This window comes from Acidovorax sp. Q11, from assembly GCF_054950075.1.
The window spans coordinates 1-21,029 of record NZ_JBUDZG010000050.1 but is presented as its reverse complement, the minus strand read 5'-3'; the positions used below and the strand labels follow the sequence as shown (position 1 = coordinate 21,029).

The 21,029-nt window shown below is 61.4% G+C and carries 21 protein-coding genes and 1 tRNA gene; 8 read left to right on the top strand and 14 right to left on the bottom strand.

All coding sequences use genetic code 11. The features are described from left to right. Both ACYZGB_RS21985 and istA read right to left on the bottom strand, forming a co-directional pair. Positions 1-437 (bottom strand): ATP-binding protein (locus ACYZGB_RS21985; RefSeq protein WP_462391048.1); only part of this gene is annotated, 437 nt, incomplete at its 3' end. Next, positions 430-1,953: an IS21 family transposase gene (gene istA / locus ACYZGB_RS21980; protein WP_462391047.1), complete on the bottom strand. Its 1,524-nt coding sequence runs from the start codon at positions 1,951-1,953 to the stop codon at positions 430-432. The genes ACYZGB_RS21985 and istA, both read right to left, overlap by 8 nt. 275 nt (positions 1,954-2,228) lie before the next feature. On the opposite strand from istA, the gene pilB reads away from it, so the two are divergent. From pilB to ACYZGB_RS21950, 6 genes are all read left to right on the top strand, one after another. Continuing rightward, positions 2,229-3,965 (top strand): type IV-A pilus assembly ATPase PilB, encoded by a 1,737-nt coding sequence (gene pilB, locus ACYZGB_RS21975; protein WP_462391046.1) that lies wholly within the window; start codon positions 2,229-2,231, stop codon positions 3,963-3,965. A gap of 20 nt (positions 3,966-3,985) precedes the next feature. Next, entirely contained in the window at positions 3,986-5,206 is a 1,221-nt protein-coding gene (locus ACYZGB_RS21970) for a type II secretion system F family protein (RefSeq protein WP_462391044.1), read from the top strand. Then, positions 5,206-6,078 carry a prepilin peptidase gene (locus ACYZGB_RS21965; protein ID WP_462391043.1) on the top strand — a complete coding sequence of 291 codons (873 nt, stop codon included), beginning with the start codon at positions 5,206-5,208 and terminating at the stop codon, positions 6,076-6,078. The genes ACYZGB_RS21970 and ACYZGB_RS21965 overlap by 1 nt, the downstream gene beginning before the upstream one ends. 13 nt (positions 6,079-6,091) lie before the next feature. Further along, a complete protein-coding gene (gene coaE / locus ACYZGB_RS21960; protein WP_462391041.1) occupies positions 6,092-6,712 on the top strand; it encodes a dephospho-CoA kinase in 621 nt (206 codons plus the stop codon). A gap of 30 nt (positions 6,713-6,742) precedes the next feature. After that, complete coding sequence (gene zapD, locus ACYZGB_RS21955) at positions 6,743-7,498, top strand: cell division protein ZapD (RefSeq protein WP_462391040.1); 756 nt, start codon at positions 6,743-6,745, stop codon at positions 7,496-7,498. A gap of 65 nt (positions 7,499-7,563) precedes the next feature. Continuing rightward, positions 7,564-7,782: a DNA gyrase inhibitor YacG gene (locus ACYZGB_RS21950; protein WP_462391038.1), complete on the top strand. Its 219-nt coding sequence runs from the start codon at positions 7,564-7,566 to the stop codon at positions 7,780-7,782. 125 nt (positions 7,783-7,907) lie between these two features. Here ACYZGB_RS21950 and ACYZGB_RS21945 read toward each other — a convergent pair whose 3' ends face one another. The 5 genes from ACYZGB_RS21945 to ACYZGB_RS21925 all read right to left on the bottom strand — a co-directional run bounded on the left by ACYZGB_RS21945 (position 7,908) and on the right by ACYZGB_RS21925 (position 14,486). After that, a complete protein-coding gene (locus ACYZGB_RS21945; protein ID WP_462391037.1) occupies positions 7,908-8,348 on the bottom strand; it encodes an NUDIX domain-containing protein in 441 nt (146 codons plus the stop codon). Beyond that, positions 8,326-9,198: an ATP-binding protein gene (locus tag ACYZGB_RS21940; RefSeq protein ID WP_462391036.1), complete on the bottom strand. Its 873-nt coding sequence runs from the start codon at positions 9,196-9,198 to the stop codon at positions 8,326-8,328. The genes ACYZGB_RS21945 and ACYZGB_RS21940 overlap by 23 nt, the downstream gene beginning before the upstream one ends. Before the next feature lie 63 nt (positions 9,199-9,261). Beyond that, complete coding sequence (argJ, locus tag ACYZGB_RS21935) at positions 9,262-10,491, bottom strand: bifunctional glutamate N-acetyltransferase/amino-acid acetyltransferase ArgJ (protein ID WP_462391034.1); 1,230 nt, start codon at positions 10,489-10,491, stop codon at positions 9,262-9,264. A gap of 152 nt (positions 10,492-10,643) precedes the next feature. After that, on the bottom strand, positions 10,644-13,397 hold the full coding sequence (gene secA / locus ACYZGB_RS21930; protein WP_462391033.1) for a preprotein translocase subunit SecA: 2,754 nt from the start codon (positions 13,395-13,397) through the stop codon (positions 10,644-10,646). A gap of 126 nt (positions 13,398-13,523) precedes the next feature. Next, positions 13,524-14,486: a M23 family metallopeptidase gene (locus tag ACYZGB_RS21925; RefSeq protein WP_462391032.1), complete on the bottom strand. Its 963-nt coding sequence runs from the start codon at positions 14,484-14,486 to the stop codon at positions 13,524-13,526. A gap of 32 nt (positions 14,487-14,518) precedes the next feature. On the opposite strand from ACYZGB_RS21925, the gene ACYZGB_RS21920 reads away from it, so the two are divergent. Beyond that, the gene (locus ACYZGB_RS21920; RefSeq protein WP_462391030.1) at positions 14,519-14,818 is read left to right on the top strand and encodes a hypothetical protein; all 300 of its coding nucleotides are present in this window, start codon (positions 14,519-14,521) and stop codon (positions 14,816-14,818) included. A gap of 44 nt (positions 14,819-14,862) precedes the next feature. On the opposite strand, the gene ACYZGB_RS21915 is transcribed toward ACYZGB_RS21920, so the two are convergent. The 6 genes from ACYZGB_RS21915 to petA form a co-directional block, all read right to left on the bottom strand. Continuing rightward, positions 14,863-14,938, bottom strand: a tRNA-Thr gene (locus ACYZGB_RS21915). Between the two features lie 49 nt (positions 14,939-14,987). Then, positions 14,988-15,515, bottom strand: a complete 528-nt coding sequence (locus tag ACYZGB_RS21910) for a ClpXP protease specificity-enhancing factor (protein ID WP_462391028.1) — start codon at positions 15,513-15,515, stop codon at positions 14,988-14,990. 51 nt (positions 15,516-15,566) lie between these two features. Further along, entirely contained in the window at positions 15,567-16,178 is a 612-nt protein-coding gene (locus ACYZGB_RS21905) for a glutathione S-transferase N-terminal domain-containing protein (RefSeq protein ID WP_005794209.1), read from the bottom strand. A 110-nt stretch (positions 16,179-16,288) separates the two neighbouring features. Beyond that, positions 16,289-17,050: a cytochrome c1 gene (locus ACYZGB_RS21900; RefSeq protein ID WP_063459829.1), complete on the bottom strand. Its 762-nt coding sequence runs from the start codon at positions 17,048-17,050 to the stop codon at positions 16,289-16,291. Positions 17,051-17,067: 17 nt separating this feature from the next. After that, on the bottom strand, positions 17,068-18,480 hold the full coding sequence (locus ACYZGB_RS21895) for a cytochrome b (protein ID WP_462391026.1): 1,413 nt from the start codon (positions 18,478-18,480) through the stop codon (positions 17,068-17,070). Between the two features lie 14 nt (positions 18,481-18,494). Continuing rightward, on the bottom strand, positions 18,495-19,094 hold the full coding sequence (gene petA / locus ACYZGB_RS21890) for a ubiquinol-cytochrome c reductase iron-sulfur subunit (protein WP_462391025.1): 600 nt from the start codon (positions 19,092-19,094) through the stop codon (positions 18,495-18,497). A gap of 151 nt (positions 19,095-19,245) precedes the next feature. On the opposite strand from petA, the gene mscL reads away from it, so the two are divergent. Further along, positions 19,246-19,677, top strand: coding sequence for a large conductance mechanosensitive channel protein MscL (gene mscL / locus ACYZGB_RS21885; RefSeq protein WP_462391024.1), 432 nt, complete (start codon positions 19,246-19,248; stop codon positions 19,675-19,677). A 182-nt stretch (positions 19,678-19,859) separates the two neighbouring features. Here the strand turns inward: mscL and pdxA are convergent, their stop codons facing one another. Further along, positions 19,860-20,888 (bottom strand): 4-hydroxythreonine-4-phosphate dehydrogenase PdxA, encoded by a 1,029-nt coding sequence (gene pdxA, locus ACYZGB_RS21880; protein ID WP_462391023.1) that lies wholly within the window; start codon positions 20,886-20,888, stop codon positions 19,860-19,862. Between the last annotated feature and the right edge of the window lie 141 nt (positions 20,889-21,029).

The following is a 21,029-nucleotide window of genomic DNA, read 5'->3' as shown; positions in this document are numbered from 1 at the left end:
TCCAACGCATTGACCAGATCCACTGTCGAGTAGAACCGGACACGTTTGGAATGGTGCGTTAGCCCATTGATTCCCAGCGCCGTTGCCAAGTGGGTTTTGCCGGTACCAGGACCACCGATCAGGACAACGTTCTGGGCATCGTCGGTGAAGCTCAGGTCCGCCAGCCTCTTGATCAGCACCTTGTCCACGGGGGAGACCTCGAAGTCGAAGCCAGCGAGGTCTCGGTGAATCGGGAAGCGTGCCGCCTTCATCTGGTGGGCGATGGATCGCATATGCCGATCCACGTCCTCCGCTTGAAGCAGGTGCTCGATCAGCCAGCGCGAGCTCTGAATCGTGGTGCCGCCATCCTGTTCCATAAGGTCAGCCCAGGCGCTGGCCATGCCATTCAAGCGCAGGGCCTTGAGTTCGCTTTGCACATCGCGTTTGGATTCAGACATGAATGACCCCTTGGTTATCGTTGTGGGTCGGGCGCAACCGGTCGTAGCGTGCCGTATCTGCCAGCGGGAGGCTGGTCAGTTGCAAGGTGGTTTTGGCATGCTCCGGCCTGGGTGGCGCGTTCAGCCTGGCCAGCACATTGCGCACATGCTCAGCACTGACACTTCCATTGGGCGTGGCACCTTCAAGGACAAGATCAACCGCCACCAGTACCGCATCCAAGCCAGCCTGCGGCACGCTGGCCAGCACCTGTGCCATGGTGCGGTCACCGCCCGGGTGCCTCAGAAGGGATTTGCGCAAGCGCTGCAAAGGCTCAGGCAAGTCCAGGAACGGTGCACCGTTGCGCAGTGCCCCGGGCTTGCGCTGCACGAGTTCAATGTAGTGCTGCCAGTCATAGGTGACTTGGCCACTGCCCGGCGTGCGGGCGTGGCTGGCGATGATGGTTTGCGCACAGGCTATGTCCACCCGATTGGGGTACAGACGCGTGCTGACCAAGTGCCCTGCCCATTCGCAAGGAACGGAGTAGCGGTTGCGCGCCACCGCCACCAGGCAGGTGCTGCTCACCCGCGCGGGCTTCTCCACATACCCATCAAACAGCACAGGCATGGACATGAGGTGCGGGCGCTCCAACTCCAGCATCTCTGCCACCGTGAACTGCTTGTGGATCGGATGCACGGTGTCGGACCACACCGACCGACACCGCTCGCCCAGCCATGCATTGAGTTCGGCAAACGATCCAAAGCGCCTGCTGGCGGCCTCGATCCAGATCCGCCTGCGACTGTCCTGCACGTTCTTCTCCACCACCCCTTTCTCCCAGCCCGAGGCGACGTTGCAGAAGTCCGGATCAAACAGGTAATGGCTGCACATGGCCGAGAAGCGTGCGTTGACGATGCGCCCCTTGCCTTTCTTGACCTTGTCCACCGCCGTCTTCATGTTGTCGTAGATGCCACGCCTGGCTACACCTCCCAATGCCTGGAAGGCACGGGTATGGGCATCGAACAGCATCTCATGGCCTTGCCCAGGGTAGGCAACCAGCCAGAAGGCACGACTGGCGCATAGCTTCAGATGGGCCACTTGCAGTTTGTAGAACACCCCACCAACCATCAGACCTTCCTCGCTCCAGTCGAACTGGAAGGCCTCGCCCAACTCGAAGCTCAGCGGCACAAAGGCCTTGGCGGGATCCTTGGCGCTCTCCACCCGCCATGCTCGAATGAAGTCAGTCACAGCGCTATAGCCGCCCCGGTATCCCTGCGCCTGGATCTGCGCAAACAGCGCCTTGCCGCTGCGCCTTGCGTTCTTGGCCCGGTGCGCATCCGTGCGCAGGGCCTGCTCCAGCACCGCCACAAAGGGTGTGAGCTTGCCATCAGCCTTCTTGCGCTCGTACTTCGGGGTTATGTCGCCGGGGGCCTTGAGCCACTTCTTGATCGTGTTTCTGGCCAGTCCCGTTCTTCTGCAAATCTCTCCATCAGAGAGTTGGTCGCGCCACTTCATGCGCCTGACCTTGCCAATCATGTCCATGGTGATCACCTCTTACATCCCTGCTGAAAAAATCAGCAGGGCAGTTGAACACCCCTGTCAATTTTGGATCGGCATCAGACCTTTCAGACTGTCAGATTTCGGTCGGCGGCAACAGCCGGAGGTTCGAATCCTCTCACCCCGACCATAAATCAACCGCTCAAACGCACATTCGCATCGCGTGTGGCGCAGTTACCAATATCCCGCGCTGTACACCCTCTGCGCGATCGGTGATGATAGGATGGTTTCTTTTCCACACCTAACACATTACCGGTTACATGGCCGCTGTTGATACTGTCCCCAAAGAAGCCTCAGTTGCCCTCCCTGGCCTGGGTCGGGCATTGATGTCTGCCGGCAAACTGACGCAAAAGTCGGCTGAGGATATTTACAAAAAATCACAAATCAGCCGCACCAGCTTTATCGCCGAGTTGACAGGCTCCGGCGCGGTATCTGCTGCTGACCTGGCACATACGGTATCTGCCGTTTTTGGGGCACCGCTTCTTGACCTGGATGCAATTGATCCATTGCGCCTGCCCAAAGAGCTGCTGGACAACAAAATATGCCAAGCTTATCGGGTTGTAGTGCTCAGCAAACGCAACAACCGGCTGATTGTTGCCACGGCAGACCCTACAGACCAGGAAGCTGCAGAAAAGATCAAGTTCACCACGCAAATGGGTGTGGATTGGATTATTGCCGAATATGACAAGCTGAGTCGCCTGGTTGAGTCAACCACAAAATCAACCAGTGAATCCATGGACACTCTGGTGAGTGGAGGCGGTGACTTCGAATTTGACGATGTGTCGATTGAAGATGCCCCCGAGGAAGCGGACACGGGCGTCACAGAGGTCGAAGACGCACCCATCGTCAAATTTCTTCATAAAATGCTGCTGGACGCCTTCAACATGCGGGCTTCTGATTTGCATTTTGAACCATACGAGCACCAGTACCGCGTCCGTTTCCGAATCGATGGTGAGCTCCGTGAAATAGCCTCCCCCCCGATTGCCATCAAGGACAAGCTGGCCTCGCGCATCAAAGTGATTTCGCGTCTGGACATTTCGGAAAAACGGGTGCCGCAAGATGGCCGGATGAAACTGAAGGTAGGCCCCGACAGAGTCATTGATTTCCGCGTCAGCACGTTGCCCACCTTGTTTGGTGAAAAAATCGTGATCCGTATTCTGGATCCGAGCAGCGCAAAACTGGGTATTGACGCATTGGGGTATGAGCCTGTCGAAAAGGAACGACTTCTTCAGGCCATTGGCCGCCCCTACGGGATGATTTTGGTGACTGGGCCGACGGGCTCCGGCAAGACCGTTTCTCTCTACACCTGCCTGAATCTGCTCAACAAGCCGGGCGTCAATATTGCGACCGCAGAAGATCCCTCTGAAATCAATCTACCTGGCGTCAACCAGGTCAATGTTAACGAGAAAGCTGGCCTGACATTTGCAGTCGCACTCAAATCCTTTCTCCGCCAGGATCCCGACATCATCATGGTCGGGGAAATCCGGGATCTGGAAACGGCTGACATCTCGATCAAGGCCGCCCAGACCGGTCACTTGGTCTTGTCTACCCTGCACACCAACGACGCGCCCACAACGTTGACACGCATGCGCAACATGGGCATAGCGCCCTTCAATATCGCATCCAGCGTGATCTTGATTACGGCACAACGGCTGGCACGCAGACTCTGCCCGGTCTGCAAGGCCCCTGCCGATATTCCCCACGAAACCCTCGTGGAGGCCGGGTACAAGGAAGATGATATAGACGGCTCGTGGGTCACCTACCGCCCCGTTGGCTGCTCCGCCTGCAATAACGGATACAAGGGTCGCTTGGGTATTTACCAGGTCATGCCCGTATCTGAAGACATCCAACGCATCATTCTTCGTGATGGAAGCGCTCTGGAAATCGCAGAACAAGCGCGGGCCGAGGGTGTGCGTTCGCTGCGCGAGTCCGGACTCCATAAAGCCAAGCTCGGCCTGACCTCTCTCGAAGAAGTTTTGGCAGTTACCAATGAATAGTATTCACTGACGAGGGCAGTATGGCTACCGTAGCATCAAAAAGAGATATCAAGGATTTTGTCTTCGAGTGGGAGGGCAAAGATCGGCATGGGAAAATCATTCGAGGTGAAATTCGTGCGGTTGGAGAAAATCAGGTTCAGGCCACCTTGCGCCGCCAAGGGGTTTTTCCAACAAAGATCAAAAAGCGCCGGATGCGCTCTGGCAAAAAAATCAAGCCTAAAGACATCGCCCTGTTCACACGTCAACTGGCGACTATGATGAAGGCCGGTGTTCCACTGTTGCAAGCTTTCGATATCGTGGGAAGAGGTAACACAAATGCAAGTGTCACCAAGTTGCTCAACGATATCCGAGCGGACATTGAGACAGGCACATCGCTGAATGGCGCCTTCCGCAAATATCCGATGTACTTTGACAGCCTCTACTGCAATTTGGTCGAAGCAGGGGAAGCTGCTGGTATTTTGGAAGCGCTTCTGGATCGACTCGCTACCTACATGGAAAAAACAGAGGCCATCAAGTCGAAAATCAAATCGGCTTTGATGTACCCGATATCCGTGGTCATTGTTGCCTTTGTCGTTGTCACAGTGATCATGATTTTCGTGATTCCAGCATTCAAGGAGGTCTTCACGTCATTCGGAGCAGATCTTCCTGCCCCAACACTGTTTGTGATGGCTATCAGTGAGATTTTCGTGAAGTGGTGGTGGCTGATCTTTGGCGCTATAGGCGGCAGCTTTTTCTTCTTCATGCAGGCGTGGCGCCGCAATGAAAAGATGCAGATGTTCATGGATCGCCTGCTGCTACGCATGCCCGTCTTCGGGGCTCTTATCGACAAGTCTTGCGTTGCGCGCTGGACCCGGACCCTGGCCACCATGTTTGCTGCAGGCGTTCCCTTGGTCGAAGCGCTGGACTCAGTCGGTGGGGCCGCAGGCAACTCCGTTTATTCCATGGCCACCGAAAAAATTCAGCAAGAAGTCTCCACCGGCACCAGCCTGACCGCGGCCATGGGCAATGCCAACGTTTTCCCTTCCATGGTGCTGCAGATGTGTGCCATCGGGGAAGAGTCTGGCTCTATTGACCACATGCTGGGCAAAGCGGCTGACTTTTACGAGGCCGAAGTGGACGACATGGTGGCCGGCCTGTCCAGCCTGATGGAGCCCATCATCATCGTGTTCCTGGGCACCTTGATTGGCGGAATCGTGGTTTCCATGTACCTCCCCATCTTCAAGCTCGGTCAGGTCGTGTGATGGAGTTCGAGGTGTGGTGGGGCGTCGGCCTGGGCGGCGTCTTAGGCTTGCTGATCGGCAGTTTTCTGAACGTGGTCATTTACCGGCTGCCGAAGATGATGGAGCAGCAGTGGGAAGCGGAGTTGGCCCAGTTGGAGGCCGAGAAACAAGGCAAGGAGCCTCCTGCAGGCACGCAGGCGCCCTTCAACCTGATGACTCCGCGGTCGCGCTGCCCCGCTTGCGGGCATGCGGTGCAGTGGCATGAGAATGTCCCTGTCCTGAGTTATCTCTTTTTGCGAGGCCGCTGCTCGTCCTGCAAGGCACCGATCAGCGCCCGCTACCCACTGGTCGAGTTGCTCACGGGGGCATTGTTCTTTTTCTGCATGCACCGCTGGGGAGTGACCCCCACCGGTTTTGTATGGTGCGGATTTTCCGCGGCACTCGTGGCCCTGGCATTCATCGACTGGGACACCACCCTGTTGCCGGACGATATCACCCTGCCTCTGCTGTGGGCTGGCTTGCTCTCGGCGGCATTCCAGTGGACCAATGTCCCGCTGAATGCCTCTGTAACAGGAGCTGCTGCCGGTTACCTGTCGTTGTGGCTGGTGTACTGGGGCTTCAAGCTGGCCACGGGCAAGGAGGGCATGGGGTATGGCGACTTCAAGCTGTTCGCGGCACTCGGCGCCTGGTTTGGATGGCAGGCGCTGGTGCCCATCATTTTGATGTCGTCGATCATTGGCGCCATCGTCGGTATCGCGATGAAAATTTTCAGCAGCTTGCGCGAAGGGGGCTACATACCGTTTGGCCCCTTCCTCGTGGGTGCCGGGCTGACGGCGATGGTGTTTGGCCCCAACGCCATCCTCAACACCGTGTTGAATCTCCTGGGCCTGTAGCCCCTTCCCGACCATGGCAAACAAAAGGTGCCCGGTGCGCCTGGGCCTGACCGGCGGCATTGGCAGTGGCAAAAGCACCGTGGGCGGCATGTTCGCCTCGCTGGGTGCCACAATGATTGACGCAGACCAGATTGCGCGCGCGGTCACCGGCACCGGCGGGGATGCGATGGACGCCATCCGCAGCACATTCGGTGCGGCCTTCGTGGATGCCTCGGGGGCGCTGGACCGCACACGCATGCGCGAACTGGCCTTCAGCCGACCCGAAGCGCGCACGCAGCTGGAGGCCATCGTGCACCCGCTGGTGACCCGCCACAGCCTTTTGCAGACACAGCAGGCCATTGCGGCAGGCTCCCGCCTGATCGTGCACGATATTCCGCTGCTGGCAGAGTCCGGCCGGTGGGCCCGCCAGCTGGACGCCGTGGTCGTGGTGGACTGCCCCGTAGAGACCCAGATTGAGCGTGTCATGCACCGCAGTGGCCTCGCCCCCGAGGTGGTGCGGGGCATCATTGCATCGCAAGCCACCCGGCACGCGCGCCGGGCAGTCGCCGATATCGTGATTGCCAACGGGCCCCGCAACACCTTGCCGGCATTGCAGGCCCAGGTGCGGCAGGCAGCCGCCTTGTTCGGGCTATGATGCACCAGAGCCCCCCAGGAACCCGCCAGCGTGATTCTTTACGAATACCCCTTTAACGAGCGTCTCAGAACCTATCTGCGGCTTGAGCAGTTGTTCCGCCGGTTGGGGGAGTTGATCCCCCGCGCCCATGCGCTCGACCACCATTTTGCGCTGGTCACGATCTTCGAGATCATGGATGTGGCAGCCCGGGCCGACCTGAAATCGGACGTGCTCAAGGACATCGAAAAACACAAGCACCAGCTCGACAGCTACCGCGGCAACCCGTCCATCTCTGAGGCCGCACTGGACGCGGTGATCGCCCAGCTCGACCGGTGCTTCACCACACTGAACGGACAGAACGGAAAGTCGGGCCATGCGCTGACCGAGAACGACTGGCTGATGAGCATCCGCAGCCGCATCGGCATTCCCGGCGGTACCTGCGGGTTCGATCTGCCAGCCTACTATGCATGGCAACACCATGCACCCGACGTCCGGCAGCAGGCGCTGGAGCAATGGGCGTCCACCCTGGCGCCCCTGGCTGAGTCGATTTATGTGCTGCTCAAGCTGCTGCGCGATTCGGGTGTCCCCCAAAAGGTGGCGGCCGAGCGCGGTCAGTTCCAGCAGAACCTGCCGCAAGGGCGCACCTTCCAGTTGCTGCGGCTGCGCATGGACCCGGCCCTGAATCTGATTCCCGAGATCAGCGGCAACCGCCTGATTGTTTCGGTGCGGCTCATGCGGCTCGAAGGGGATGGCCGCCTGCACGCCTGCAATGAGGATGCTGCGTTTGAACTCACGCTGTGCGCCTGAGTCTGGATACTTTCAGTGAACCATCCTGGTGACCAGGCGAGCACCACCTTGATTCGCCCACAAGCATGACCCGCTCCACCTCCTCCACCCCCTTTGCACGCACCGTGGTCTGCCCCTGCTGTGGCGGCGACAGCGTGTACAGCCCCGTCAATGCCTACCGCCCTTTTTGCAGCGAGCGCTGCAAGCAGGTCGATCTGGGCGCCTGGGCCAGCGAGGACTTCCGCATGCCCGCCGAAGCCCCGCCTGAGGACGCCCAGTATGGCGACCCGCGCCAACAGCACTGATATACGGCCGCCCAGCCAGAATACTGGCTGTAAATGGCCGTCACCGCCTGACAGCAAACACCTTTAAGCTACACAATTGATAGCAATCCATCTTCACTGCACCAACGGCAAGCAGGCGCGATGGTTTATTCCGGCTTGAACTCCAGGCCCCGCTCCTCGGCCAGCCACTGCAACACCGGGTAGGCGCCGGGCAGCACCGGCGCCACCGTCAACGGCATCTGCTGCCAGGCCATGGACTGGCCCTCGCGCATCTCGAACTCCCCCGCCCATGCCCAGACCTTGCACCAGTGCAGACGCACCAGGGCATGGGGATAGTCGTGCTCCGTGACCTTCCAGACCGTGGCCGGGCCGATGGTCACGCCCAGTTCCTCGATCAGCTCGCGGCGCAGCGCCTCTTCCACCGTTTCGCCCGCTTCCAGCTTGCCACCCGGAAACTCCCAGTAGCCCGCATACGGCTTGCCCTGCGGGCGGGTGGACAGCAGCATGGCGCCATCCTCACGCAGCAAGATGCCCACGGCTACCTCGGTGTGTTTGCGTGCGGTTTCAGCCACTGTGCTTCCCCGCATAGTCGCGTGCAAACTGGTAGGCCACGCGGCCGCTGCGCGAGCCCCGCTCCAGCGCCCAGATCAGGGCCTCGGGCCGCGCAGCCGCGATGGCCGAAGCAGAAACCCCCAGCGACGACAGCCATTGCGCGGTGATGCTCAGGTACTCCTCCTGGCTGAACGGGTAGAAGCTCACCCACAGGCCAAAACGCTCTGACAAGGAGATCTTCTCTTCCACCACTTCACCGGGATGCACCTCGCCATCCTCGGTGTGGGTGTAGGTGAGGTTTTCCTTCATGTACTCCGGCAGCAGGTGGCGCCGGTTGCTGGTGGCGTAGATCAACACGTTGGGCGTGGCGGCCGCCACCGAGCCATCGAGAATGGACTTGAGCGCCTTGTAGCCGGGCTCGCCATCTTCAAAGCTCAGGTCATCGCAAAAGACGATGAATTTCTCCGGCCGCGCGGACACCACATCCACGATGTCGGGCAGATCGGTCAGGTCCGCCTTGTCCACCTCGATCAGGCGCAGCCCCTGCGCCGCGTAGGCGTTCAGGCAGGCCTTGATGAGCGAGGACTTGCCCGTGCCGCGTGCGCCGGTCAGCAGCACGTTGTTGGCGGGCAAGCCTCGCACAAACTGCTGCGTGTTGCGCTCGATCTTTTCCTTCTGGGGGCCGATTTCCTTGAGGTCCGCCAGTGCCATCGCGGCCACATGGCGCACCGGCTCCAGGGTGCCGTGGCCGCTGCTGCGCTTGCGATAGCGCCAGGCAATGGCGGCCGACCAGTCGGGCGCAGAGAGCGGCTGAGGCAGCACGGATTCGATGCGGGCGATGAGCTGCTCGGCACGCTCGATCAGATGTTCAAATTTCTGGTTCATTTTGGCATCCACCGCGCGTCCATCATGCGCTAGCAGCTATCAAATCAGGAGTATTGCAGTGAATCAGGAGCGGTAGTCTGCGTTGATCGTTACATATTCGTGACTGAAATCGCAGGTCCATACCGTGTCCATCGCATCACCACGGCCCAGCAGCACACGCACGGTGATCTCGGCCTGCTTCATCACGCGCTGGCCGTCTTCCTCGCGGTAGGCGGGGTTGCGACCGCCCTGCACAGCGACATGCACGTCGTCCAGGTACAGGTCGATGCCTGTCTGCTCCAGATCGTCGATGCCCGCATAACCCACAGCGGCCAGGATGCGGCCCAGATTCGGGTCGCTGGCAAAGAAAGCGGTCTTGACCAGGGGCGAGTGGGCAATCGCATAGGCCACCTTGCGGCATTCGTCGCCCGTCTTGCCGCCTTCCACCCGCACGGTGATGAACTTGGTGGCGCCTTCGCCATCGCGCACGATGGCCTGGGCCAGCTTCTGCGACACCGCCAGCATCGCGGCCTTGAGCGCCTGGCCGTCGGCGCTATCGAGTGAGGTGATGGGCGCGTGCGCGACCTTGTTGGTGGCCACGACCACGAAGGAGTCGTTGGTCGAGGTGTCGCCGTCGATGGTCACGCGGTTGAAGGAGCCATCAGCCAGCTCGCGCGCCAGCTGCTGCATGACGGCAGGTGCCACGCAGGCATCGGTGGCCAGAAAGCCCAGCATGGTGGCCATATTGGGGCGGATCATGCCCGCGCCCTTGCTGATGCCGGTGATGGACACCGTGGCGCCACCAATCTGCGCCTGTGCCGAGAAGGCCTTGGGCAGGGTGTCCGTGGTCATGATGCCCTCGGCGGCGCGTGCCCAGTGGCCCGGCTGCGCGTCGGCAATGGCGGCGGGCAGGCCCGCCTCGATGCGGTCGTTGGGCAAGGGCTCCATGATCACGCCGGTGGAGAACGGCAGGATCTGTTCAGGCGCCACGCTCAGCTGCTGCGCGAGCGCAATGCAGGTGGAGCGTGCCCGCGCTAGGCCGTCCGCGCCCGTGCCCGCGTTGGCGTTGCCGGTGTTGATGACCATGGCTCGGATCGGCTGACCGCTGCTCAGGTGGTCGCGGCTGATCTGCACCGGGGCCGCGCAGAAGCGGTTCTGGGTGAACACGCCCGCCACGCTGGCGCCTTCGTCCAGCAGGAACACGGTCAGGTCCTTGCGGTTGGCCTTGCGGACACCGGCTTCGGCCACACCAATCCGAACACCGGCAATCGGGTGCAGGTCGGCGGCAACAGGGGCAACAAGATTCACAGGCATGGGACGGGGCCTTTCTATCGGAGGGAGGGGTCAGATGCATGGTGGCTACACAGCCTCTGCATCCGTCAATGAAGATTGCGGCCGATTATCCGGAAAACCGTGGCGCGCCAATGAAAACACGGGCCGAAGCCCGTGTTGTGTGGATCAGGAAATCAAGCGAGCTTGCCGTGGCACTGCTTGTACTTCTTGCCGCTGCCGCAAGGGCAGGGGTCGTTGCGGCCCACGCGGATGCCCTCCGGCAGGGCCTGGCCCACCGTTTGTGCATCCACTGTGGTTTCCACCTCGCCCGTTTCGGTGGGGGCGGTGTAGGTCACGTTCGCGATGCTCTCGGCGCGGCTTTCCATGTCCTGTGCGGCCTGGTCCAGCTGAGCCTGGGATTGGATCTGCACGGTCATGAGGATCTTGGTGACCTCGTTCTTGACCTGGTCGATCAGCTGGCGGAACAGCTCGAAGGCTTCGCGCTTGTACTCCTGCTTGGGCTGCTTTTGTGCGTAGCCGCGCAGGTGGATGCCCTGGCGCAGGTAGTCCAGCGCAGAGAGGTGGTCGCGCCAGTTGGAGTCAAAGTTCTGCAGCAGCACCACGCGCTCGAACTGCGTGAAGTTGTCGCGGCCCACCTGCTCTACCTTGGCATCGAACGAGGCATTCGCGGCTTGCAGCACCTTTTCCAGGATTTCGTCGTCGGTGACGCTGCTCGCGCCCTGCACTTCCTGCTGCAGCGCAATCGACACCTGCCATTCTTCGGCCAGCACCTTTTCCAGCGCGGGCAGGTCCCACTGCTCTTCCACCGATTCGACGGGCACGTACTGGCGCACGAGATCGGTCATGCAGTCCTCGCGCATCGCGGCAATCACGTCCGAAAGGTCGGAAGCGTCGAGGATGTCATTGCGCTGCTGGTAGATGACCTTGCGCTGGTCGTTGGACACATCGTCGTACTCCAGCAATTGCTTGCGGATGTCGAAGTTGCGGGCCTCCACCTTGCGCTGGGCCGACTCGATGCTGCGGGTCACGATGCCCGCTTCGATGGCTTCGCCATCGGGCATCTTCAGGCGGTCCATGATGGATTTGACGCGGTCACCTGCGAAGATGCGCATCAGCGAATCATCCAGGCTCAGGTAGAAGCGCGACGAGCCAGGGTCGCCCTGGCGGCCGGAGCGGCCACGCAGCTGGTTGTCGATGCGGCGGGATTCGTGGCGCTCGGTGGCGATGATGCGCAGGCCACCCAGGGCCTTGACCTTCTCGTGGTCCACCTTCCACTGTTCGCGCAGTGCCGCCACTTGGGCCGCGCGCTCGGATTCAGGCAGGGACTCGTCGGCCTCGATGGCCGCCACATCCTTCTCGATGTTGCCGCCCAGCACGATGTCGGTGCCGCGGCCTGCCATGTTGGTGGCGATGGTGATCATGCCGGCACGGCCCGCCTGGGCCACGATGTCGGCCTCACGGGCGTGCTGCTTGGCGTTGAGCACCTGGTGCGGCAGGTTTTCCTTGTTCAGCAGCTGGTCGATGATTTCAGAGTTCTCGATCGACGTGGTGCCCACCAGCACCGGCTGGCCACGTTCGTGGCACTCGCGGATGTCCTTGATGGCAGCTTCGTACTTCTCACGCGTGGTCTTGTACACACGGTCGAGCTGGTCGTCGCGCTTGCTCGGGCGGTTGGGCGGGATGACCACGGTTTCGAGACCGTAGATTTCCTGAAACTCATAGGCCTCGGTGTCGGCCGTGCCGGTCATGCCAGCGAGCTTGTTGTACAGGCGGAAATAGTTCTGGAAGGTGATGGAGGCCAGCGTCTGGTTCTCGGCCTGGATCTTCAGGCCTTCCTTGGCTTCCACGGCCTGGTGCAGGCCCTCGCTCCAGCGACGGCCCGACATGAGGCGGCCGGTGAACTCGTCCACGATCACGATCTCACCGTTTTGCACCACATAGTGCTGGTCACGGTGGTAAAGGTGGTTGGCACGCAGCGCTGCGTACAAATGGTGCATCAGCGTGATGTTGGCCGGGTCGTAGACCGAGGCGCCTTCGGCAATCAGGCCATGGCTGGCGAGCACGCGCTCGGCGGTCTCGTGGCCCTGTTCGGTCAGGAACACCTGGTGGCTCTTCTCGTCCACCGTGAAATCGCCGGGCTTGGTCACGCCCTCGCCTGTGCGGGGGTCGGCTTCGCCTTCCTGGCGCACCAGCAGAGGCACCACCTTGTTCATGGCGACATAGGTCGCCGTGTGGTCTTCGGCCTGGCCGCTGATGATCAGGGGCGTGCGCGCCTCGTCGATCAGGATGGAGTCCACCTCGTCCACGATGGCGAAATTCAGGCCTTGCTGCACGCGGTCAGCAGCCTCGTAGACCATGTTGTCGCGCAGGTAGTCGAAGCCGTATTCGTTGTTCGTGCCGTAGGTGATGTCGGCGCGGTAGGCCTCCTGCTTCTGCTCGCGGGGCATGTTGGGCAGGTTGATGCCTACCGTGAGGCCCAGGAAGTTGTACAGGCGCCCCATCCACTGCGCGTCGCGGTTGGCGAGGTAGTCGTTCACCGTCACCACATGCACACCTTTGCCCGACAGGGCATTGAGGTACACCGGCAGCGTGGCGGTCAGCGTCTTGCCCTCACCCGTGCGCATTTCGGAGATCTTGCCGTAGTGCAGCGCCATGCCGCCCAGCATTTGCACATCGAAGTGGCGCATCTTCATGATGCGCTTGGACCCTTCGCGGACCACCGCAAAGGCTTCGGGGAGGATGTCGTCCAGCGACGCACCCTTGGCTACGCGCTCCTTGAACTCCTGCGTCTTGGCCTTGAGCTGCTCGTCCGACAGCTTCTCGTACTCGGGCTCCATCGCATTGATGCGGGACACCGTCTTGCGGTACTGCTTGAGGAGCCGGTCATTGCGGCTGCCGAATATTTTGGTGAGGAAGTTGGTGGCCATGCGAACAGGACCGCCTGCCCGCTGCAATCAGCGCGCCAAGCGACCGAAATCCCTAAGATGAATTGAGTTCAGGTGGGTCCTTTGGCCAGGTTTGCAACCCAGGCAATGAACACCGGACCCGCGATTTTACCTGCCCTGTGTGGGTGCGGCCCCTTGCGCGGCCGCCACCTGCGCATTGGTGGCCGTGCCCCCCGCGCTCAGGAACTTCTGGGGGTCTTGAAAAACCCCTTGCACCAGCACTTCGAAATGCAGATGGGGCCCCGTCGAGCGCCCCGTCGTGCCGATTTCTGCGATCTTCTGGCCCCGGCGCACGATGTCCCCTTGTTTCACAAGGGTACGCGAGGCATGGGCATAACGCGTCACCAGCTGGTTGCCATGGTCCACCTCGATCATGTTGCCGTAGGCGGGGTGGTACTCCTGCGTGACGACCACGCCCCCTGCCGCTGCCAGGATGGGCGTGCCCGTGTCGGCCTGAAAATCCAGGCCGGTGTGCAAGGCCGACTGGCCAGTGATCGGATCCAGGCGCCAACCAAAACCCGAGCCCGCAGACCGCCCGGTGACGGGCGCATGGGTCGGCACCATCTTCTTGCGGATGTGCTGGTCAAACAAACGGGATTCGAGCACCGTCATCAAATCCACCCGCTGGTTGGTCAGGCGCTCCAGCTCATCCAGGGTGGTTTGCAGCTCTTCCATGGACAGGTTGTGGGCACTCACCAGCGCTCCGCCACGTGCGTCGACTTTCTGAATGTCGCCCGGTGCCATGCCCGCGAGGCCCAGCACCCGCTCTCCCAGGGACTCCAGCTGCACCATGCGGGCCTGCATCTCGCCCACACGGCGCGCCATGGCATCGAGGTTGGCGCGCATGAAGCGGTCGCGTTCTGCAAACTCGTCCTTGACGACCAGCCGCACCAGGGAGCCGACAATCGGCCAGCCTTCGCGCGCGCCTTTCAGAAAAACCCAGTGGTACAGGGTGGCCGCCACCAGCATGAGGCACAGCGACAGCGCCAAGCCCGCCAAAAGCAGACGGGTGCCAGACAGATGAATGGCCCGGCTGCGCGCCAACCTGGCGTCCGTGATAATCAAATGCACTACGAATTCCCCACGCCCGAAGACACCACACCATGAATCGCCGCCATCACGCTGTCACCGTGCAGCAAGCCAGCGCGGAATCCCCCACGCTGGCCAGGCTCACAGCACTGACACGCGACTCCAGTGATCGGCTCAAGGCCATTGAATTGCTGATACCCGCAACCTTGCGTCCAGCCATCCAGGCAGGCCCCATCGATGGGGACAGCTGGTGCCTGCTGATCAAGAGCAATGCTGCAGCGGCAAAAATACGCCAACTGCTGCCTGCGTTGCAGGCGCATTTGCGCAGCCGGGGGTGGGAGGTTAACGCGATTCGCCTGAAAGTTCAAACCTGACGGTTGCCGTCAGAACCAGGGAATGCAGAAGAAAGCAAGAAAAATGGTGCCGGTTGTCGGAATCGAACTGACGACCTACCGCTTACAAGGCGGGTGCTCTACCAACTGAGCTAAACCGGCGAAGGCAGCATTTTATCCCGTAAATGCAGCCCAAAAATCGAAAACAGCGCTATTTGACGCGCTTGAGCGAGGGCCGTGCACCGCCTGGCGCGGGGGGTGGACGCGGGGCATCACCCCCGTCGTCTTTGCCACCCTCATCGCTTTCCACCAACTGAACCACCCGGTCATCCGAGGGCGTTGGCGCTGCCGCCACAAGCACTGCGGGCGCGGGGGCGGATGCCAGTACCGGAGAAACGTCCCCGCCCGCCAACATATCCACCGGCGGAGGGAAGGCCATGCCTTGGCCATTTTCACGGGCATAGATCGCGATCACCCGGCCCACGGGCACCAGGATTTCGCGGGGCTTGCCACCGAAGCGGGCCTTGAACTCGATGAAGTCATTGCCCAGCTGCAGAGCGCTCGTCGCATCAAAACTGATGTTCAGAACGATCTCGCCATCCTTCACATACTCACGCGGCACCTGCACGGAATCGTCCACGCGCACGGCCACATAGGGCGTGAGCCCGTTGTCCGTGCACCACTCGTACAGGGCACGAATGAGATAGGGGCGCGTGGAGGTCGATTCCTGTGCGGTCATGTCGATGGATGGCTGCTGCGTGGGTATAAAAGAAAGTGGGCAGGCCGCAGATTACTTGCGCATGACCTTCTCGGACGGCGTCAGTGCCTCAATGTAGGCAGGGCGCGAGAAAATGCGCTCGGCGTACTTGAGCAGCGGTGCCGCATTCTTCGACAGATCGATGCCGTAGTAGTCCAGGCGCCACAGCAGCGGGGCGATGGCAACGTCCAGCATGGAGAAGTTGTCACCCAGCATGTACTTGTTCTTGAGGAACACGGGGGCCAGCTGCGTGAGGCGGTCGCGGATGTGGGCACGGGCCTTTTCCAGCGCTTTTTCGTTGCCCTTGGTCGCACGCGATTCGAGCGTGTTCACATGCACGAACAGCTCTTTCTCGAAGTTCAACAGGAACAGGCGCACGCGGGCGCGATCCACCGGGTCGCCGGGCATCAGCTGCGGATGGGGGAAGCGCTCGTCGATGTACTCGTTGATGATGTTCGACTCGTACAGGATCAGGTCACGCTCGACCAGGATAGGCACCTGGCCATACGGGTTCATCACGCTGATGTCTTCGGGCTTGTTGTACAGGTCCACATCGCGAATTTCAAAGTCCATGCCCTTTTCGAACAGGACAAAACGGCAGCGGTGGGAGAAGGGACAGGTCGTACCCGAGTAAAGCACCATCATGGTGGGAGGCTCCTAAAAATCAAAAGAGTGGGAGCCCAAAGCGCCCACTCTGCAAACAATCCAGCGGCGCCCCGAGGGGCGCCTTGCCAAGGATTTGCGGCTCGTGCTGTTTACTTCACGTCCTTCCAGAAGGCCGCGTTCAGCCTCCAGGCAATGACGGTGAAAACACCCAGGAAAATCAACACCCACACGCCCACTCGGACGCGGGTGTTCTGGGCAGGTTCGCCCATCCATTGCAAGTAATTCACCAGGTCACCCACGGTCTGGTCGAACTGCAGCGGGGTCATGGTGCCGGGCTTCACCTGCTCCCAGCCCTTGAAGACCTGGGTCTTGTGACCGTGGCTTTCGCGCTCTTCGAACACGGGGCGGCGATCACCCTGCATTTCCCACAGCACATGGGGCATGCCCACGCTCGGGAAAGCCAGGTTGTTCCAGCCCGTGGCTTTGGTCTCGTCACGGTAGAACGTGCGCAGGAAGGTGTAGAGGTAGTCCGCACCTGTGCCGCCGTGGCCGGCGCGCGAGCGGGCAATCACGGTCAGATCGGGCGGGTTGGCGCCAAACCATTCCTTGGCCTGCTTGGGATCGATGGACGCCTTCATGGTCTCGCCGACCTTGTCGGTCGTGAAAAGCAGGTTGTCCTTGATCTGCTGCTCGGTCAAACCGATGTCGCGCAGGCGATTGAAGCGCATGAAGGCTGCCGAGTGGCAGTTCAGGCAGTAGTTGACGAACACCTTGGCGCCGTTTTGCAGCGAAGCCAGATCATTGGTCTTGTTGGGCGCCTTGTCCCAGGCGATGGTGTCGCCACCAGCAGCATGGGCTGCACCGGCAACCAGGCCCACAGCGGCGATCAACGTGAGGATGATTTTCTTCATTGTTGTTGTCTCCAGGCTCAGTGCGCCACAAAGGTCACGCGGTCAGGCACGGGCTTGGTTTCACCAATGCGGCTCCACCAGGGCATCAGCAGGAAGAAGCCGAAGTAGAACAGGGTGCCCACTTGCGACACGCGCTCGCCGATGGGCGATGGAGGCTGCACACCCAGATAGCCCAGGATCAGGAAGTTGATCACAAAAATACCGTACAGGTACTTGTGCCAGTCGGGGCGGTAACGGATCGACTTGACGGGGCTGTAGTCCAGCCAGGGCAGGAAGAACAGGATGATCACGGCACCACCCATCACCACCACGCCCCAGAACTTGGCATCGATGGACAGCATCATGGCCACGACCACCAGGGCCACACCCACGACCCCGGCCTTGATGAAGCTGGGCAGCTTGGCCTTGAGCACGCCGAAACCTGCAGCCGCCACCACGCACAGGATCAGGGCGTACATCATCTCGGTGGTGATGGCACGCAGCATCGAATAGAACGGCGTGAAGTACCAGACCGGAGCGATGTGCGCAGGCGTCTTGAGCGGATCGGCAGGGATGAAGTTGTTGTATTCGAGGAAGTAGCCACCGAACTCGGGAGCAAAGAACACCACGGCCGTGAATGCCATCAGGAACATGCTCAGCGCAAAGATGTCATGCACCGTGTAGTAGGGGTGGAAAGGCACGCCATCCAGCGGTTTGCCATTGGCATCCTTGGGCGCCTTGGGGCCCTTGATTTCCACACCGTCGGGGTTGTTGGAGCCCACATCGTGCAGCGCCAGCAAGTGCGCCACCACCAGGCCCAGCAGCACCAGCGGCACGGCGATCACGTGGAAGCTGAAGAAGCGGTTCAGCGTGGCATCGCCCACCACGTAGTCGCCACGGATCAGCAGGGCCAGGTCCGGGCCGATGAAGGGAATGGCAGCGAACAGGTTCACGATCACCTGGGCGCCCCAGTAGGACATCTGGCCCCAGGGCAGCAGGTAGCCCATGAAGGCCTCGGCCATCAGGCACAGGAAGATCGCGCAACCGAAGATCCAGACCAGTTCGCGCGGCTTGCGGTAGCTGCCGTAGATGAGGCCACGGAACATGTGCAGATACACCACCACAAAGAACGCCGAAGCGCCCGTGGAGTGCATGTAGCGGATCAGCCAGCCCCAGGGCACATCGCGCATGATGTACTCGACCGAAGCGAACGCCAGGTTGGCGTCGGGCTTGTAGTGCATGACCAGGAAGATGCCGGTCACGATCTGGATCACCAGCACGACCAGCGCCAGCGAGCCGAAGATGTACCAGAAGTTGAAGTTCTTCGGAGCGTAGTACTCCGACATGTGCACCTTGTAGGCATCGAACGCGGTCGGGAAGCGGTTCTCGAACCAGTTCGTGACCTTGGCGCCCGCCGAGGCGTTGGGAGAGATTTCCTTGAATTCAGCCATGTCGTGGTGCTCCTTCAAGCCTTCTTGTCTTCACCGATCAGCAGGCGCGTGTCGGTGAGGTACATGTGGGGGGGCACTTCGAGGTTGTCGGGTGCGGGCTTGTTCTTGAAGACGCGGCCGGCCATGTCGAACGTGGAGCCATGGCATGGGCAGAGGAAGCCGCCTTTCCAGTCGTCGGGCAGCGAAGGCTGGGCACCGGTCTGGAACTTATCGGAAGGCGAGCAACCCAAGTGCGAGCAGATGCCCACACCCACAAAAATCTCGGGTTTGATGGAACGCGCTTCGTTGCGGGCGTACTCGGGGGTCAGCTCGGATGGATTGCGCTCGGACTTGGGGTCCGCCAGCTGGCCGTCGAGCTTGGGCAACTCGGCCAGCTGCTCGGGGGTGCGCTTGATGATCCAGACGGGCTTGCCGCGCCACTCCACGGTGACTTTTTCTCCAGGCTTGAGGGCGGAGATATCCACCTCTACCGCAGCCCCGGCGGCTTTTGCGCGCTCGGAGGGCTGGAAGGTACTCACGAAAGGGACGGCGGTTGCCACGCCGCCCACCGCACCAGCACATGCTGACGTGATGATCCACGTCCGCTTGCTGGAGTCGATTGGAGTGTCACTCATGGGGATCCTCGATTGATCATCGCTAGATTGGGGTCAACCGCGAATTGTAGCGGAGTGAAAATGGTTATTTCAACGCAGCCGCCTGTCTTGACAGCCCATTGCGCTGAGCAATACTCCCGCATCAACATCCGTTCACACAAGGAGCAACAACATGGGGATGATGCAAGAGTTCAGGGAATTCGCAGTCAAGGGCAATGTGGTGGACCTCGCCGTGGGTGTCATCATCGGTGGCGCCTTCGGCAAGATTGTGGATTCGGTGGTGTCCGACCTCATCATGCCGGTGGTGGGCCTGGTGTTCGGCAAGCTCGATTTTTCCAACCTGTTTGTGGTGCTGGGCGCGATTCCGCCGGGCACGGGCACGACGCTGGATGCGCTCAAGAAAGCCGGCGTGCCGGTGTTTGCGTATGGCAATTTTCTGACGGTGGCCGTCAACTTCCTGATCCTGGCGTTCATCATCTTCATGATGATCAAGCAGATCAACCGCCTCAAGCGCGAAGCCCCGGCCCCCGCGCCCGAAGCACCCGCCGCCCCCGCAGAGGACATCGTGCTGCTGCGCGAGATCCGGGACAGCTTGAAGAAGTAAGCACCCCCTGAGTCGCTTCGCGCCTTCACCCCTCTCTCGACTCGCTGCGCGATTCGGGAGGGGGACGCCCCCGCGCGGCGGGGCGGCCCTTGCGCGGGGGCACTCGCCTTGGCCGCGCCAGTTGCATAGGCTGCATGCGGCTGTGGCAGCCCATGGGTCACTGCAAAACAGGTGCAGGAGCGCTACGCGGACAGCTGGCGCGCCATGCACACCGCCTCGATGAGGCTGGCCGCATCGGCAACGCCCTGCCCCGCAATGTCAAAGGCCGTGCCGTGGTCAGGGCTGGTGCGCACCAGGGGCAGGCCCAGCGTCACATTCACCCCCCTGTCCACGCCCAGGTACTTCACCGGGATCAGCCCCTGGTCGTGGTACATGGCGATCACCACATCGAATTCGCCCGGGCGCTGCGGCGTGCTGCGCGCGCGCATGAACACTGTGTCAGGCGCAAACGGGCCGTGCACATCCAGCCCCTGGGCGCGTGCAGCAGCGATGGCGGGGGCGATCACATCCAGCTCCTCACGCCCAAACAGCCCGCCCTCGCCCGCATGGGGATTGAGCCCCGCCACCGCAATGCGCGGCACGCGGCCCAGGCTGCGCAACAGCGCGGCATGGGTGATCTGCAGCGTTTGCAGCACGCTGTCCTGCGTGACGGCCGCCAGGGCATCGCGCAGCGACACATGGATGCTGACCAGCACCGTGCGCAACTCATCATTGGCCAGCATCATGCGCACCGGCATCCGGTCCAGCGGCACGCCTTGGTGGGCTGCGGCCTCGGCCTGCAGCAGCTCGGTGTGCCCCGGAAAATCCACGCCCGCAGCGGACAGCGCCTCCTTGTGCAGGGGCGCTGTGACCAGCGCCGCCACCTCGCCGCGCAAGGCGGCTCGGGCCGCCCAGACCACGCTGTCGGCTGCGGCCCGGCCTGCCGCGGCACTGACCTGGCCCCAGGGCTGGGGCCCCGGAATGCCCGGCACCGGCAGCACGGGCACGCAGCGCGGGGGCATGGCCAGCGCCTCGTGTGGCGCACTGATCTGCGCCACCGGCAAGCCCCCCACACCCGGCCGCTCAATGGCCTGGGCTGCGCGCCGCAGTGTGGCTACATCGCCCACCACAAAACAATGGCGCAGCACCTCGGGCGCGTCGCGGAAGGCCTTGGCCACAATCTCGGGCCCGATGCCGGAGGGGTCCCCCTGGGTGATGGCGATGGTGTGCATGGTTTTTTTGAAGCGGCGGTTTCAACAACGAAGTGCGCCAATCCCCAGTGTAAGTGGGCTCACTTTGTAGCCGTGGAACACCTCATGCGGAGTCTTCCAGCCCAGGCATCTGCGGGGCCTGTGGTTGAGCCGGTACACGGC